We start from the raw sequence: 15,730 nt of genomic DNA on the forward strand, positions 1-15,730 counted from the left end.
TTTAGGTGGGATTGACTATAGCAGCTGACCTTTATAACTCAATAAACTGGCCCAAATCTTCTTTTTTGGCCTTTTGAGCAACCTTTAAAGCGACGGCGGCATCAAAGCTTGCAGCGCCAACCGACTTAAACAGCGTCATACCTTTATCGGCATTTAAGTCAATACTGACTTTTTCATTGACCAAATCACTTAATGTTCCCGTCAGCTTATCCCACTCCCAAGTACTATCATCGTCTTCGTGAGCTTGGATCAAATCGCCCGCCTCATGTAAGCCGCCCTCGGCGTCATCGATAATAACAGCACTGCTGGCCTCTATTACTGAGTTGCTAACTTCCTTCATCGATGCTTGATAAGCGCCAACCGCATTGATGTGAGCGTCCACTTTTATTTGCGCCGCTTCAAACAAGCCTGACGTCGCGCGTGTTGCCAAATTGATAATGTCGGCGTCTTTAAGGGCCGCTTCCATATCGTCGCAAACCATAAAATCAACGTGCCACTGGGGATAGTCTTTTTTAAATTTCTCCTGAAACTTATGCGCTGTCTGCGTGGTTCTGTTCCAAAGGTTCACCTGCTTGATGTTTGGACGCACAGTAAGAATGGCATTGAGCTGTTCATACGCCATCCCGCCCGTGCCTACCACTGCTGCCACCCGACTATCGGGATTTGCTAAATATTTCGTGGCGATGCCAGACAGTGCTGCGGTGCGTACCTGAGTGATATATACCCCATCCAAAAAGGCCAGCATCTCTCCTGTGTCATTGTCAGAGACGGTGACATTGGCCATGGTGGTCGGCTGATCTCGCTTAGGATTGTCTGGGCAGATATTGACCAGCTTAACGACTGCATATTCGTTGGTACCATCAAATACCACTGACGGCATGGATAAATGCGAGCCAGAACTCTTTGTACTGCTTTCTGTAAAGGTAGGAATCACAAGGCGCTCAGGCGTCTTTACCCAGGATGGATGCGCGTTTTGCACTTTGAGTAACTCTTCAATAGCATCGATTGCCATCGGCATGGTCAGCTGTTCTTTTACCGTATGAATATCTAAAATTCGCATAATGTTCCTTAAACTGCCCTATAATTTTATTATTAATCATCCCTAAATGTGACATTAAAAAACCTCACAAGCAACCCGCCATTTATTAAAGCTTTTATCACGGTTTATAATTTTAAAATAATCTTAGCGATAAATTTAAATGTATAACTTACAACTACGGCCATATTGACTGTTATATTTATAAGAATTGGGACAAATTTTAACCAAATAAACAACCAAACTATGTAAATAACCAAACTATCTAATAATTTTGAGACATTGACCAGCGTGATATAAGGTCAATCCCAGTTCCGTAAAGCTCGATTTAAGGCCGCCAAAAGGGATTTTTGCTTCTTCCAAGGTTTTAAACGGGATAGGAATACTGTCTCTATTGCCGGTCAATATATACTCGGCAAAGCATTTACCCATAAGCGTACCCGTGGTGATACCGCGACCATTATAAGCCGTCGCCGTCAGCAACCCTTCATCGGGCTCCATCACGCGAAAGATATGGTCTTGGGTAAAGCCAAAGCTACCGCACCACTCATATTGCCAATTAAAGGCGGGCAAATCTGGATAATAGCTTTTTTGCACCGCATTGGCCCACGACTGGTAAAAAGATTTCGGTTTCATCTGTATACCACCAACCGTGCCCAATAGTAGGCGATTGTCGCTATCACGGCGGAAACTCGATAACGCCAAGCGGGTATCCCACGCCCCCGTTTTGTAAGGTAAAATACGGTCTGCCGCCTCGCCGCTGAGCGGTTCAGAGGCAATTTGATAGTAATAAACCAGATAAAAAGTTTTGGTAATTTCTGTCCATTCGCCTTCGCTATAGGCGTTGGTAGCAATAATAACGCGCTCAGACTTGACGCGCGCTTTAGCAGTCCTTGCATACCAGTGACCATCTACTTTTTCTAGCGCTTCAACGCCAGAATGCTCATAGATCGTCACGCCAAGATTTGTGGCGACTTTGGCAAGGCCTCTGACGTAAGCCAGCGGATTGATGGTACCCGCGCGGTGGTCCAATAAGGCTTTATTGATACTGGTGGTACCGCAGTACTCATGGCATTTGCTGCCAGTCAATACTTCAACATTGGCACCGCGGCGGCGCAGCTGCTCGTATCTGATATCGACATCGATTTCACCTTTGGCGTTATGAGCCATGTGAATGTTGCCCGCTTGCGTGGCCTGTGCATCGATGTCATAGCGTTTGATTAAGTCAAATACCAAACTTGGTGCTTGTCCAAGGGCTTCTGTCAAACGCTCACCGGCGGCTTCACCCAGACTAATACCCAAGTCATCAGGGCGCGCCCAAGTTCCGGCGTTCACGAGCCCAACGCTTTTGCCCGAACCGCCACTACCGATGGTTTGGCTTTCAAGCAAGACAACCTTGACGCCTTTTTCAGCCAGATGAATCGCCGCTGACAATCCAGTATATCCGCCGCCAATGATGCAGACGGCCGCTTGGGTATCGCTACTCATTTGGCTATAAGCATCAATATTAGGCGCGGTCATGTTCCATAAACACTGCTCTTGCAACATATCATATTCCTTTATTAGCGCGCTTCATTGACAGAAAAAGCAACGTCGACCTTTTTTACTTCAGGCTCTTCGCGCGGTATAAATTTATCAAGGAATGCCCACAACAGCCCAAATAAAGGCGATAACCAACAAGCAAATGCAAAAGGTGCATAAGTCAAGGTGGCTATCCCAAGTGTTGCTGCGACAAAACTACCACCCATATTCCACGGGATAAGTGGTGACAAAAGCGTACCCGCATCTTCGATAGAACGCGTCAACGTTGTGCGCTTATAGCCCATGTCTTTATACTTATCTTGCAATAAACGCCCTGGCAAAACGCAGGTGGTATAAACGTCACCGATGAGCGTACCGACACTCAGCACACTGCCGTACGTCGTAAAAACCAACCCCAAACGCGATTTTACGAAATTATTAATCTTCGCCATGATGGCCTTTAATGTGCCGTAGTGCTCAAGCGCTCCAACAAAACCTAAAGCAAATATCGTTAAGCTGATCACCCATGTCATCGACATGACGCCGCCCTTTGACAACAATTGATCTACCACTTCAAAACCCGTTTCACTGACAAAGCCATTTTGCAGGACATTAAAAACATCACTCACGCCCACGCCTTGCATAAAGACGGCAATCACTGAGCCTACCAGCACCCCGCTTAACACGGTCGGTATCGCTGGCATTTTCATCACAGCAGCGACAATGACCACTAACGCTGGCAATAAGGTGATGACACTTAAGTTGTAATTAGCCGCTAAGCTGTCTTGTAGCGCACGAATAGATGACAAATCGATGCTATCGTCACCATAACCCATGCCAATCCAAGCATAGAGCGCCAAAGCGGTAATCATGGCAGGTACGGTCGTTGGCAACATACCCTTAATATGATCCCAAAGATCGACGCCCGCCGCGGCTGGGGTTAAATTAGTGGTATCTGATAGCGGTGACATTTTGTCGCCAAAAAAAGCACCGGAGACGATAGCCCCACCTGTTAGATGCGCGGGAATACCAAGCCCCATGCCAATTCCCATCATCGCAAGGCCAACCGTACCGACGGTACCCCACGAAGTACCCGTGGCAACAGAAATAATGGCGCAAATAAGACAGACGGAAAATAAAAATGAGGAAGGCGAGAAAATACTAAAGCCGTAGTACAAAATGGTTGGGACGGTTCCAGCGATAATCCATGCGCCGATGAGCATACCGACGCCCATCAGGATAATCATCGCTGGCAGGCCAATTTTGATGACTTTTAAAAACCGCTCCTCCATACCCTGCCAACTACGGCCACGCAGCTTCATAAAAAAGCCGGTGATTAAAATACCGCAGGCTAAGGGTATGTGAGGGGTAAAATCTTTGAATACGAAAAACTGTATCATCAGAATGATAGCAGTCAATACAAGTGGCGCAATATCGAGTAAAAAACTAGACGACGGATCATAACCGTCTATATCGGGGTTATGCGTTTTATCATCGATCATAATAGTTCTACCTTCCTTAGTAGTAGTCGATGGGAGTGGCAACCAATCCTTGATTGCTTATCTTTTTAGCCTGCCAAGCTTATATAACGTAAGCTTGGCAATTTCTTTATAAATAAATCAAATCACTAAAAGCTTGTATTAACCGAAGCTAATACCTTGGGCAAGTGGCAGCTCTTTTGAGTAGTTGATGGTGTTGGTCTGACGGCGCATATAGACTTTCCACGCATCAGAGCCAGATTCACGGCCACCGCCGGTTTCTTTTTCACCGCCAAACGCCCCGCCAATCTCAGCGCCACTGGTACCGATATTGACGTTAGCAATACCGCAATCACTGCCGCGGTCACTGAGGAAAGTCTCAGCCTCACGCAAATCATTGGTAAACACGCATGACGATAGGCCTTGCGGGACATCGTTTTGCATCTCAATGGCTTCATCAAAGTCTTTATAAGTCATGACATACAGAATGGGCGCAAACGTCTCGCTTCTGGCGACGTCGTTTTGCTCATCGAACTCGACAATGGCAGGCGTGACGTAGTAGGCATTAGGGTATTTGTCTGCAAGGACGCGCTCGCCGCCTGTGACAGTGCCACCCGCTTCTCGCGCTTTTTTTAACGCTGCTTGCATGTTATTAAAGCTGTCTTCGTCAATCAGTGGGCCGACCAGATTGCCCTCTAATGGATGACCGATGCTGACGGTTTCATAAGCGGATTTGATACGCGGTAGGATATCGTCTTTGATAGATTCGTGGACAAATAGGCGGCGTAGCGTTGTACAGCGCTGCCCTGCTGTGCCAACGGCTGAGAATAAAATACCACGTAACGCAAGGTCTAAATCAGCACTTGGCGCCAAAATCATGGCGTTATTACCACCCAGCTCAAGTAAGCATTTACCAAAGCGATTGGCAACTTTTGGCCCAACTTCTCGGCCCATACGCGTACTGCCCGTGGCACTCACTAAAGCAACATCTTTATGCTCAACCAAGGCATTACCGACATCTGTCTTGCCAAGTAAGACTTGCGACAAATGCTCTGGCGCATCGCCAAATTTGGCCAAGGCTTTTTCAAACATCGCCTGACAGGCCAAAGCCACAAGCGGAGTTTTTTCTGACGGCTTCCAAATCACAGGGTTACCGCAGACGATAGCCAGCGCGGTATTCCACGACCACACCGCAACGGGGAAGTTAAAGGCAGAAATGACACCAATCACGCCAAGCGGATGCCACGTCTCACGCATGTGGTGACCCGGACGCTCTGATGCAATCGTCAAACCATAAAGCTGACGCGATACCCCAACGGCAAAGTCGCAAATATCGATCATTTCTTGCACTTCGCCTAGGCCTTCTTCTTTGATCTTGCCAGCCTCAAAGGACACCAGCATACCTAAGTCTTCTTTGTGCTCACGCAGCACTTCACCGAGCAAGCGCACCAGCTCGCCGCGTCTTGGTGCAGGCACAACGCGCCATTCTTTAAAAGCTTTTTTGGCATTGGCAATCTTGGTATCGACCTCATCAATGCTGTCCAAGGTTATTTTGCCAATCACCGAGCCATCAATCGGGCTATTTACGTCAAAATCGCCATTTTGGTATTGCGCTTCTTTGACCCCCATCGCGGACATATACTGCTTGATCATAATCAATCCCTTTTGTATTAATTTATACTTCCTTGAAAGACTTATTAACTTAACTTGTATAAAGCTAAGTTGCAAAATAATTAATTTCGTACTGCCATTCCTTTTTGGAATGCTGCGCAAATATTACATTTATCTATAAATGCCTTAGCTAATACCATTTAAGCACTGCTATCTAGAGCATTGCTATCTAGAACAGTGCTGTTTAGTTGCGCCAAACACGCTTTCAGACTTTGGGTTTGCAGCGTTTGATAAAGCTCAAGCTCATCGTACACCTGAGCGCCCAAAGCATTCTCAAACGCCTCTTTATTAGCCTGACCTTTATCACTGCGTTGCTTACTGTTTTGTTCGCCGTTTTGTTCTTCTTGTTCATTGCTGTCATGCAGATTGGACTGAAAAATCCCCGCCGCACTCACTGGCAAAAAATCTTCATAAACGATAGGTTCTAGGCGAATCATCCCTTGCTGAAGTAAATCAGTAATTGTTTGTTTTGCTAAAGCGTCATTTACGTAGTCTACATCTAAAGATTTTGGCTCGAAATGATCCAGCGCAAGCTCAGTATCAGCGCAGCTTATCTCTGCATCATCAGCCGCTTGATAGTAAAAATAAGCCAAACCCTCATCATGCAGGGTTTGATAATCATCGGGGAATGCCTCAAAGGAGCGTTCTAAAATCTGATAATATTCCGAGGCATTATCGGCATTTGGTGTCACGCCCAACTGGTGGCGGGCTTGATTAAGCAGCTTGTCATAGAGCGCTCTGCCTTTGGGCGTCAGCGCCACGCCGCGCTGCTCAATCTCCCCAAAGCGCGCGGTGTGATGCCCCGTTTCATAGCCGCCTTCTGGATTTTTAAAATTAACCGCTTCTTCTAATGCCTTAAAGCTTGTTTGACGTAATAAAATAGGACATTCTCTCTTCGGCGGCCCTTCTATGATGGCCTTTGGCGGGATGCCTTTTGCCTGCATACCTGCTTGCACCGCATCGATATCTAGCGTTCTAGGCGTCAGATGGTTGATATGCGGGCCTTTAAAACCGACGACGTCTGCAATAAGCCCATGTTGCGCTAATAGCTGCTGATATAGCGCTTTAGATACTGGCGTATTGTCGTGCCAGCGAAAGGTTTCTAATGCTTCTTTGACAAATTGCTTAGCGTCTTCCGCCGCCAGCCCGCCCTCCTCCTCAAAACGCTCAATCAGGCTAATAACGTTGTCCGTAAATATAGTGCGCTTATCCAACGCGGTTATCGCTTCTTGTTTTAAGGTCTCGTCATCAATCAAATCTAGACGCAATAGAGAGGTGAACACGCGAAATGGGCTGTTATTTAATGACTGGGTATCAATAGCTCGAAAAGCCGTGGAATGCACAGGCACGCCAGCGGGCGCCAAATCATAGTAGCCAACAGGGTACATACCCATGACCGCAAACAGCCTACGCATCATGCTCAGCTCAGCGGCGGTGCCCAATCTAATGGCCCCATGACGCTCCATATTTAGCCTATCAATCTCTCCGGTGTGCTCAAGTTGCTGTTTAATATCAGGCTGCTGACTTAGCACCTCTGCATTTACTTCGCCCACCAAATCAATGAGGTCGCCGTATAACGGCACTTCTTTTTGGTACATCTCTGACATGGCGATAGAAAAATCATGGCGAATATCATCGCTATTGATAAAGGTATTTTTCACAAGTATGTATCCTTTTAAATTAAAATATCTTTTTTTGGTAAAACAGTCGTATCAGAAACTTTTAAAAATTCTCAGTAACTTTTAGGAACTTTCAGAAACCTTCAACAACTACAGCTTTGACACTTCATTAGGAATGCTACTTAGCACGCCTTTTAAAATATCAAGTCCCGCCGTTAGGGTTTCAGGCTCAATCGTGAGCGGCGGCAGTAAGCGAATAATATGCCGATATTTGCCACTTGGCATCAGTAGCAAACCCTGCTCGCGCGCTTGTTTTAACACGTAAGCCATGATACTTGGATGGGTGCCATAAATCGGATGGCGCAGCTCGATACCGCGCATCGCCCCCATTCCTGTAAGCCCATACAGCCATGGTGAGATATTTTGTTGCTGCCAGTCATTGACAGTGTCTTCAATGGTGTTGGCATAATGCTTAGCCGACTGCCAGACTTCATCGTCTTGCATAATATCCAAAGTAGCATTTGCCGCCGCACACGCCACCGGATTACCCGAGTAGGTACCGCCCAAGCTTCCTTTAGGCAGCCCATTTATCACGCCAGCTCTGCCGACTACCGCCCCAAGTGGTAAGCCGCCGGCGATACTTTTACCCAGCAATAGCAAGTCGGGCTCAATCCCTAAATGCGTAAAGGCAAACGGCGTCCCTGTGCGGCCATACCCAGACTGAATCTCATCCATAATAAGTAAGATGCCATGCTCATCACAAAAGCTGCGTAGATATTTAGCAAACGTCGCTGACAGCAGCTGAAAACCGCCCTCGCCTTGGACTGGCTCGACGATAATGGCGCCGATATTGTCCACATCGGTCTCCACGGCAAAAAGACGCTCTAAAGCCGCGATCGCCTGCTGATCGCTAATATCATTATCGGGACTAGGAAAAGGAATATGATAAACGCCGCCGGCTAATGGCCCTAAGCCGCGCTTATAAGGCGCGACCTTACCATTTAAATTAACCGCCGCCAGCGTACGCCCATGAAAGCCGCCATCAAAGGCAATCACGCCAGTGCGGCCCGTCTGCATACGGGCGACTTTTATGGCATTTTCGGTGGCTTCTGCGCCGCAGTTGGTGAGCATGCCTGCAAGCTCGCCCTGAATAGGAATCCATTCACACAGTCTTGGCATAAAAGTTTGATACGGCTGATGAGCCGCGGCGTTATAAGCGTAATGAATCAGAGATTGCGCTTGAGTGACAATCGCGCTGACAATGTGAGGATGACAATGACCAAGGTTTAAGACGCCAATACCGCCGACAAAATCAATATAGCAACGGCCCTTATCATCCCAGACGTTGGCATTTTTACCCTTGGTTAGCGTCAGCGGATGCACCATCGTAAAGGCATCGGTGACGTTGTATAGCTGCTCCATAGCGGTCTCTTATCTTCCTTGATGAGACATCCATTTGAGCAAACCGCTTTACTATCAGCAAACGAATAATAGTTGTGGCGCCATTCCTTTTTGTCATTGCCATGTTTATTATTGCCATATTTATCATTGTCATATTTATCATTGACAAAAAAACCGGCTCAAGACCGGTGCGTTTGTATTTTTCAAACTTTACTTTTGCAAACTGTGCTTTTTAGGGTTGTTAATCGATAAAAGATTAATAGCTAAAAAGCTCAAATCTGCCTTATATTACAAGATAAAATCTAAATCTTGCTCAGGCTCCGATGATTTTTCAAGATAAGCTGAAATCCATTCTAAAATGACCTTGATTTTATGTGAGTTGCCCATGGATAAAGGGTAAGACATATAATAAGCCCCCCTGCCTTTTGACGCATAACGCCACGCGGTCACCAAAGCACCGGAACGCAGCTCGGGCGCAACCAAACGTAGGGGCACCAATGCAATGCCATAGCCAAGTAATGCCGCCGAAATAGTCGTATGAAAGGTGTCAAAGCGCGGGCCGACAAAGGTACCATCGATACGAATATCCTGCTGCCTAAAATACTCATACCAAGCACTAGGACGTGAGCTAAGTTGTAATAATGTGCAATTATCTATGCTGCCTGTACTACCCATACATGCGGCTTTGTCCGTTAAATAATCAGGGTGACAGACGGCGACATTATACTCATCAAAAAGCTTAATCGACTCCATAGCGCTCCAAATCCCATCGCCATATAAAAACGCCACATCAACGTTTTGATCTTCAGAAAAAAACGGTCCAGCCAGCTCTTTAATCGTTAAATTAATCAGCGGGTTTGCTGCCCCAAAGCCATTTAATGCAGGCATCAGCCAGCGCGAACAAAAGGTCGGATGCGAGACGATTTTCAGTACCTCTGAATTATCACTGTTTGACATTAAGCTGGTGGTCGCCGCCTCGATGTGCTTGAGGATTTCTAGCACCTCTAAATAGTAAGTTTTACCAGCGGGCGTTAAAGAGATGCGATGCGGTGTACGATAAAACAGCGACAGGTTCAGCATTTCCTCAAGCTGCGCGACTTGCTTACTAATAGCGCTTTGCGTCATGTGCATCTCTTGCGCGGCATTGGTAAAACTTAAATGCCGCGCCGCCGTCTCAAAACACTGCAGCGCCGTGGTCGAAGGATACCTTCTAAAAGCAAGTGGGGTTTTATCAGTATTCATAACGTATTCATTCTTTTCGCCACATAAATATTAGGGCGTGTCCTTATTTAAATCAAATATTGCACCTAATCAGCTACCGACTCAGATGGATAGGCCAGTTTACAGGTTTAACGTTGCTATTATCACCCTATTTTAAACGTTACGTTAAACGACCGTTAAAGAAAAACAGCCTAACACTCTTATTTTAGCCGCTAATTCTAAGCGCTATTTTTTGCCTTAAAATTCTCCCTCACCTTGCAGCCCTTATAAATACGACCTTCTTAAAAAATTCAACCAAAGCACTGTGTAGGTAGACTTAAATAGATATCTCTTTACTTATAAATTCTATTAATAAATCTATGGTACACAGGTTGACAATCCTTTACCTTTATTCACCTGAAAAGCGCAAATTTTTTTATTATATTGAAGGTGTTGATAAGGATTTTATAGCCACTTAGCGCTATGAGATGTTTATTAGCAGTTTACTAACTTCAATAATTAAATTTCATTGGATGAATATAAAATAAGGAAGGTATAAAATGACTAATCAATCAAACAACTCAAACCAAAACGATCAAAACAACAATCAAGGTGGCAACAACAGTAACCAAGGTGGCAGCAACAATAGTAACAACAATCAGGGTGGCCACAATCAGTCAGGTAGCAACAATAATAGCAATGGTGATACCTCAAACCGCGGCTTCGCTAGCATGGATTCAGATAAACAACGTGAGATTGCTAGTGAAGGCGGCAAAGCTGCGCATGAAAAAGGCACGGCTCACGAATTTGATTCTCAAGAAGCGCGTGAAGCCGGTAAGCAAAGCCACAAAAACGATAATAACAATAGCTAACAATAACAAAAAGGATAGTTGGCTACACTCGTGCTATCTTTAGCTTAGCTCAATTATCGTGAGATCGTTATTAAGGGCGACTTTGGATAGTTTTCAAAGTCGCTTTTTTGATGAACTTGTACCTTAATAAGCCCCTTAACTATAATAAGGATATTAAAATGAAAAACTCAGCAATGAAAAAAACCTTTCAAAACAAATTATGGGTAGCGGTATTGGCGAGTCTTATCGGTCTTAGCGCATGCAGTAATGACCGAGAAGACACGGCTGACGCCAATCCGGAAACTGCCACTACCGACGCTAGCGGAATGAACACTACCAATGATAACGTTCAGTCCAACGATGCCGAAGCTGATGAAATGGCGCCCGTAGCCACAACGCAAGACAATGCAGACACGATGAACACTGCCACAGATACCTCTACAGGCAACACAGACAACGATGAAGATCATACCTATTATTCTGGCGTAGACAGCGCAGAGGATGGGGAAAAAGGGGTTGATGCTGTCACTGTCAATGAAAACAATCCGAACCTAGACCAGACTCCAGCCGAAGGCGTGCAATAAACTGGCAAGCAGCCTATCTACTATAGCTGGCAAGCAGCCTATCTACTATAGTTAGGTTTTTATAAAAGAAAGAGATACAGCAAGAATAGTATAAATTTTTCGCAGCCTCTGTCGGCGTAGGCACAGCAAGCAAGCAAGCAAGCAAGCAAGCAAGCAAGCAAAATTTATACCAGTCTTGCGTATTTCAAACCTATATCTATTTTATTTAGTACCGATTATGCTACCTAAAACCCAATCATGCCTAATATAAAATAAGCGAGACCATAACAGTGCTCGCTTATTTTTTATCTCATATCTTTTATCTAATCATGTTAAATAGCACAACTATCAGTCTTTGCGTCTATGCTTTGGCTTAAAGGGTTTAGAGAATTGCAAAATGATAAATCCAACGACTGATAGAATAATGGCAATTTCATAACGCCCATAAGCGACCGAGATGCCGATAGCCGCTGTGTTCCATAGCCCAGCAGCGGTTGCCGTGCCTTTTGCGCCATCCTCATTTTTAAAAATAGCCCCGCCGCCGATAAAACCCATTCCCGTAATAATGCCATACATGATTCTCGCTTCCGCGTCAGAGCCCTGATAGATATCCATACCCACCAACATAAACGCGCATGAGGCAATCGTCACCAAAGGAAAGGTTCTAAGGCCAGCGCCGTTGTCTTCAAGTTCACGGTTAAGAGCAATCGGCAGCGACAATATAAAAGCAATGCCCAGCTGAAAAGTATGGTACGCCAAAATTGTTAGATTGATATCGAATTCAAACATAGGTACAACCTAAGAGTCCATTTAGATGCCCATCGACCGAATTGAGGACGCGCCCTATCCAGTCTAAGTCAAAACCCAATTCCGTATCAAGTGCTTAGTGTATCAAGTGCTTAGTTCTTAAAACCAATTCTTTAAGGAAAATTTATACCAATCGCACGGTATCGCTTCTAAAGTGAATCGACTATAGGCGAAATATTCGTGTCATAAAACTAGGCCGTGCTGCATAAAACCGTAAACACTCACCATACAGACAATGTATTAATAAATATTTTATATTATTTGGAACAGTTAGATTTTTTGCAAAGACTGCTAGACAAAACTAAATGATAATCTAAAAAAGGGATACGGCAATGGACAGCAGAGATGTGCACGAAGAGAGCATGGATGAGCAGTATAAAAACCATCAAAAAATGGATGTGCACAATAAAAACAATCACCCACTAAATAATCACACCCTAAAAGGTGAATGGAACCACCTTAAAGAAGCGGTAAAACAAAAATGGGCAGATTTAACCGATGACGATCTTAACCAGATAGAAGGCAATCACGACAAACTGGTTGGCCGCGTCCAAGAGCGTTACGGTCATTCAAAACAAGATGCGGAGCGTGATGTAGGCGAATGGCGCCGCGACAATCAGTGCTAAACAGGGTTTTCTTACTAAAAAACAGTTACGCAAATTCATCAATCCATAAATTGAATAGTTACGAACAAAGTACTGTAATAATGTAAGTAAATAGTGGTTGTTCTTATTTTACGACTTTTGATAAAGAAAAGGAGGAAAGCGTGACCGATACTTGTGCAAAACTGTTAGCAGACAAGGGATTGACCGTGGTTTTTATCGAAAGCGCGACCGCGGGCTATTTAGCGCATTGTTTTTCTGTTAGTCCCTATTCAGGCGATGTATTGATGGGCGGTTTAGTGTGTTATGACGCTTCCATCAAAAAGAACGTGTTAAAGGTGTCCAGCGAGTTAATCGAGGAGTATACGCCTGAATCTTTAGAGGTGACCCACGAGCTCGTCGTTAAATCTAAAAAAATGTTTGAGGCCGACTTGCATGTCGCGTGTACAGGGCTGCTAAAGCCTGGCGGTTCTGAAACCAAAGAAAAGCCCGTCGGTACGTTTTTTTACTGCATTGGCTATAAAGGCGAGATTTATGATTTTCGCCGCGTCTGCCACGGCGAACCTGAGCAAAAGCTACGCAGTATAAACAGTCTTATTTGTAAGAGTATTATTGACGTGGTCAACCAGCATACGGATTGATGCCTACCAAGCTAGCTAGTTTACAATTTTATTGTTCAGCGCTTTCGCCCAGCCTCTTGAATGATGACAACGATTGCACACTTCATCTGGCGCTGAGATGTACTCGACATAGGCGCAATGCATACAGGCATAAGGATGGCCATTTTCTATTACCTTTGCTGCCTGAAATTCTTTAGGAAAAATGGGTAGACCATACTGCGTCTCATCGTGTGGAAATAACAAGACACTAAATTCGCCATCCGTTTCGAGCAATCCAACCTCCACTTGCCCTAGGTGACGCACGCCTTGTTGCCGCATTTCAGTAAAGAATTCATCGTGCGACATTTTACCCTTTTCGACATCTTTCATAATTAACAAGCCATTTTCTACGATATAGGTGGGCGTGCCTTCTAATAAAAGCTCAAAGAGCTTGTGCTTTGTGGTGAACCACGTACAAAGTCTATAAAGTAGTAGAACAAGGCTCATGATGAGCACTGCTTGAATCAGCGGTAAATCTTCTGTAAACATCGGGTCACCAGCAATAGAGCCCAGTGCCAAAATAATGGTTAACTCAAAAATAGTGAGCTGGCGAATGCCGCGTTTGCCGGTACTGCGTAGCAATAAAATGATTAAGCAAAACATGATGGTGGTGCGTATGACTATCTCTGCTGCAAAAGACCATGTCGTGTCATAAATAAAAATACTTGTCCAATCCATCTTATTCTCCATTATTCTTTTTTATTTCACTATTTTTTTATGTATAAGTATATTAAGGCGAATCGCAGCCTGATGTATAGCGCTTTTGATACTGATGTCTTAAAATAAGTCCTTACTTAAAAAAGGCTGCTAGCCCTATAACAAAAATAGCGCTAACAACCTTTTATATGAGCGGTTTTATTAAATTGACGCGAAAATTTTTTTTGCTTAACAATGCCTAACTAAGCACAACAGTGCCTAACATTGCTTAACTGGGCTTACGTGCCAACATCGTCGCAAACTGTAATTGCGCGCCATTGTGCATGGTGCCGATGTCTTCATTGTACTTAACCATCTCCCAGCCTTGATAAGCATCACGCAACTGCCCTTCTTTTAGCGTAAACGGAAAATTAATAGGGCATGGATAAGCAGTCGTACTCATGGCGCAAACGATGAGATTATAACCACCAGCCAGCGTATGCGCCTGCATATCGGCAATAACAGCGTCAACACGAGCGGGATCGAGAAACATCAAGGTGACCGTACAGCTGATAAAACCATAATCGGCATCAAGACTGGCGCGATTAATATCGTATACGTAAGCCTTAATGTTTGTCAGCGCTTCTTCTTCAATAATACCTTGCAGCATATTTATAGCGCTGGGATTGGCGTCTATCGCCGTCACGTTAAATTCAAGTTGGCTCAGATACAACGCATTGCGCCCATTTGAGCAGCCCATATCAAGCGCAGTGCACGGTGCAATAATTTGGCAAGCTTCTACAACCTCACTGTGAGCAGGATTCAAGCCGTAGCGGCTATTGAGATCAACGGTCATGGCAACCTCTTATATTTAATTGAGAGATTTTATCATAGCACTAATGACGGTCGATAAAAGCGACAGGAAAAACCACCACGTCATCTTCTGCTTGCCACTTCTCAAACTTGGTCATCGCTTGCAAAAAAAGCGGATGGTTGAGCCAGTCTTGCAGCCAGCGCTGTAGATTTGGATAAGGCAAACGATAAAAAACATCGCGATTCACATGCGCAAATTGACGGATAAACGGCATGATACCGATATCAGCGATGGTTATGCTTTCCCCTAGTAAATAAGGATTTTTAGTCAGCAATTCCTCTAACGTTTGTAAAAACACTTCACCCTTTTGTCGATATTCTACTTCGGTCATCTTAAGGTGACGGTCGGCGTATTTATAGCGATCGAGCCAATATTTAAACTCATTGTCGTTTTTATCAATCAGCGCATTCGCTTCGTGTAACGTCTCTGCATCACGCAACCCGTGCGGATCTTGCTGCGTAAGTGCCCACATCATTATCTCTCTACTTTCTTCAATCACCGTGCCATCCGCAAGTTGCAGTACAGGCACCGTACCTTTTGGGCTAATCGCGAGCATTTGCGGCGGTTTGTTTTTTAGCGTTATCTCGCGCAGTACCACCTGCAACTCGGCAAATAATATTCCAAGGCGGGCGCGCATGGCATACGGGCAACGACGAAAAGAGTACAAACGGGGATAAGAGAAAGTCATAGATATCATCGGTCTTAAATAAAGTGAGTACAGTTAAATGGTTAAAAATGGTAGCGTTCGGCCTTTCATTTCTTTGTCCCTCATGATAACAACGCCAACACTCACTGAGCTATGCTGAAGAAAC

At 44.9% G+C, this 15,730-nt stretch carries 14 protein-coding genes and 1 pseudogene; 4 read left to right on the plus strand and 11 right to left on the minus strand.

All coding sequences use genetic code 11. From position 1 onward, the window contains the following. Nucleotides 1-31: 31 nt before the first annotated feature. The 7 genes from B4240_RS00685 to B4240_RS00715 all read right to left on the minus strand — a co-directional run bounded on the left by B4240_RS00685 (nucleotide 32) and on the right by B4240_RS00715 (nucleotide 9,968). Nucleotides 32-1,060 (minus strand): ornithine cyclodeaminase family protein, encoded by a 1,029-nt coding sequence (locus tag B4240_RS00685; protein WP_296236277.1) that lies wholly within the window; start codon nucleotides 1,058-1,060, stop codon nucleotides 32-34. A gap of 237 nt (nucleotides 1,061-1,297) precedes the next feature. Beyond that, nucleotides 1,298-2,584: an NAD(P)/FAD-dependent oxidoreductase gene (locus B4240_RS00690; RefSeq protein WP_296236278.1), complete on the minus strand. Its 1,287-nt coding sequence runs from the start codon at nucleotides 2,582-2,584 to the stop codon at nucleotides 1,298-1,300. Between the two features lie 14 nt (nucleotides 2,585-2,598). Further along, complete coding sequence (gene nhaC / locus B4240_RS00695; protein ID WP_296236279.1) at nucleotides 2,599-4,059, minus strand: Na+/H+ antiporter NhaC; 1,461 nt, start codon at nucleotides 4,057-4,059, stop codon at nucleotides 2,599-2,601. A gap of 138 nt (nucleotides 4,060-4,197) precedes the next feature. Further along, nucleotides 4,198-5,688 carry an aldehyde dehydrogenase family protein gene (locus B4240_RS00700; RefSeq protein WP_296236280.1) on the minus strand — a complete coding sequence of 497 codons (1,491 nt, stop codon included), beginning with the start codon at nucleotides 5,686-5,688 and terminating at the stop codon, nucleotides 4,198-4,200. A 158-nt stretch (nucleotides 5,689-5,846) separates the two neighbouring features. After that, on the minus strand, nucleotides 5,847-7,313 hold the full coding sequence (gene hglS / locus B4240_RS00705; RefSeq protein ID WP_414707059.1) for a 2-oxoadipate dioxygenase/decarboxylase HglS: 1,467 nt from the start codon (nucleotides 7,311-7,313) through the stop codon (nucleotides 5,847-5,849). A gap of 162 nt (nucleotides 7,314-7,475) precedes the next feature. Continuing rightward, nucleotides 7,476-8,747, minus strand: coding sequence for a 2-aminoadipate transaminase (locus B4240_RS00710; RefSeq protein ID WP_296236282.1), 1,272 nt, complete (start codon nucleotides 8,745-8,747; stop codon nucleotides 7,476-7,478). Nucleotides 8,748-9,014: 267 nt separating this feature from the next. Then, nucleotides 9,015-9,968 carry a LysR substrate-binding domain-containing protein gene (locus B4240_RS00715; RefSeq protein ID WP_296236283.1) on the minus strand — a complete coding sequence of 318 codons (954 nt, stop codon included), beginning with the start codon at nucleotides 9,966-9,968 and terminating at the stop codon, nucleotides 9,015-9,017. 644 nt (nucleotides 9,969-10,612) lie between these two features. On the opposite strand from B4240_RS00715, the pseudogene B4240_RS00720 reads away from it, so the two are divergent. Both B4240_RS00720 and B4240_RS00725 read left to right on the plus strand, forming a co-directional pair. After that, nucleotides 10,613-10,786: pseudogene (locus B4240_RS00720) on the plus strand (KGG domain-containing protein); the annotation flags it as partial. Between the two features lie 170 nt (nucleotides 10,787-10,956). Further along, entirely contained in the window at nucleotides 10,957-11,361 is a 405-nt protein-coding gene (locus B4240_RS00725; protein ID WP_296236284.1) for a hypothetical protein, read from the plus strand. Nucleotides 11,362-11,688: 327 nt separating this feature from the next. Here the strand turns inward: B4240_RS00725 and B4240_RS00730 are convergent, their stop codons facing one another. Continuing rightward, nucleotides 11,689-12,129 carry an MgtC/SapB family protein gene (locus B4240_RS00730; RefSeq protein WP_296236285.1) on the minus strand — a complete coding sequence of 147 codons (441 nt, stop codon included), beginning with the start codon at nucleotides 12,127-12,129 and terminating at the stop codon, nucleotides 11,689-11,691. A gap of 350 nt (nucleotides 12,130-12,479) precedes the next feature. Between B4240_RS00730 and B4240_RS00735 the strand changes: the two genes are divergently transcribed. Further along, complete coding sequence (locus B4240_RS00735; protein WP_349679075.1) at nucleotides 12,480-12,773, plus strand: CsbD family protein; 294 nt, start codon at nucleotides 12,480-12,482, stop codon at nucleotides 12,771-12,773. Between the two features lie 140 nt (nucleotides 12,774-12,913). Continuing rightward, nucleotides 12,914-13,390 (plus strand): CinA family protein, encoded by a 477-nt coding sequence (locus B4240_RS00740; protein ID WP_296236286.1) that lies wholly within the window; start codon nucleotides 12,914-12,916, stop codon nucleotides 13,388-13,390. A 15-nt stretch (nucleotides 13,391-13,405) separates the two neighbouring features. Here B4240_RS00740 and B4240_RS00745 read toward each other — a convergent pair whose 3' ends face one another. The 3 genes from B4240_RS00745 to B4240_RS00755 form a co-directional block, all read right to left on the minus strand. Then, nucleotides 13,406-14,086: a DUF421 domain-containing protein gene (locus B4240_RS00745; RefSeq protein WP_296236287.1), complete on the minus strand. Its 681-nt coding sequence runs from the start codon at nucleotides 14,084-14,086 to the stop codon at nucleotides 13,406-13,408. 247 nt (nucleotides 14,087-14,333) lie between these two features. After that, nucleotides 14,334-14,900, minus strand: coding sequence for a tellurite resistance methyltransferase TehB (gene tehB / locus B4240_RS00750; RefSeq protein ID WP_296236288.1), 567 nt, complete (start codon nucleotides 14,898-14,900; stop codon nucleotides 14,334-14,336). A gap of 40 nt (nucleotides 14,901-14,940) precedes the next feature. Continuing rightward, nucleotides 14,941-15,606 carry a glutathione S-transferase gene (locus B4240_RS00755; RefSeq protein ID WP_296236289.1) on the minus strand — a complete coding sequence of 222 codons (666 nt, stop codon included), beginning with the start codon at nucleotides 15,604-15,606 and terminating at the stop codon, nucleotides 14,941-14,943. Between the last annotated feature and the right edge of the window lie 124 nt (nucleotides 15,607-15,730).

The organism is Psychrobacter sp. UBA5136, from assembly GCF_002414005.1.
Taxonomy (GTDB): domain Bacteria; phylum Pseudomonadota; class Gammaproteobacteria; order Pseudomonadales; family Moraxellaceae; genus Psychrobacter.

What these genes read in the sequence shown, in the direction of transcription:
- B4240_RS00685 (WP_296236277.1), bottom strand. Translation starts at nt 1,060, where the DNA reads ATGCGAATTTTAGATATTCATACGGTAAAAGAACAGCTGACCATGCCG.
- B4240_RS00690 (WP_296236278.1), bottom strand. Translation starts at nt 2,584, where the DNA reads ATGTTGCAAGAGCAGTGTTTATGGAACATGACCGCGCCTAATATTGAT.
- nhaC (WP_296236279.1), bottom strand. Translation starts at nt 4,059, where the DNA reads ATGATCGATGATAAAACGCATAACCCCGATATAGACGGTTATGATCCG.
- B4240_RS00700 (WP_296236280.1), bottom strand. Translation starts at nt 5,688, where the DNA reads ATGATCAAGCAGTATATGTCCGCGATGGGGGTCAAAGAAGCGCAATAC.
- hglS (WP_414707059.1), bottom strand. Translation starts at nt 7,313, where the DNA reads ATGTCAGAGATGTACCAAAAAGAAGTGCCGTTATACGGCGACCTCATT.
- B4240_RS00710 (WP_296236282.1), bottom strand. Translation starts at nt 8,747, where the DNA reads ATGGAGCAGCTATACAACGTCACCGATGCCTTTACGATGGTGCATCCG.
- B4240_RS00715 (WP_296236283.1), bottom strand. Translation starts at nt 9,968, where the DNA reads ATGAATACTGATAAAACCCCACTTGCTTTTAGAAGGTATCCTTCGACC.
- B4240_RS00725 (WP_296236284.1), top strand. Translation starts at nt 10,957, where the DNA reads ATGAAAAACTCAGCAATGAAAAAAACCTTTCAAAACAAATTATGGGTA.
- B4240_RS00730 (WP_296236285.1), bottom strand. Translation starts at nt 12,129, where the DNA reads ATGTTTGAATTCGATATCAATCTAACAATTTTGGCGTACCATACTTTT.
- B4240_RS00735 (WP_349679075.1), top strand. Translation starts at nt 12,480, where the DNA reads ATGGACAGCAGAGATGTGCACGAAGAGAGCATGGATGAGCAGTATAAA.
- B4240_RS00745 (WP_296236287.1), bottom strand. Translation starts at nt 14,086, where the DNA reads ATGGATTGGACAAGTATTTTTATTTATGACACGACATGGTCTTTTGCA.
- tehB (WP_296236288.1), bottom strand. Translation starts at nt 14,900, where the DNA reads ATGACCGTTGATCTCAATAGCCGCTACGGCTTGAATCCTGCTCACAGT.
- B4240_RS00755 (WP_296236289.1), bottom strand. Translation starts at nt 15,606, where the DNA reads ATGACTTTCTCTTATCCCCGTTTGTACTCTTTTCGTCGTTGCCCGTAT.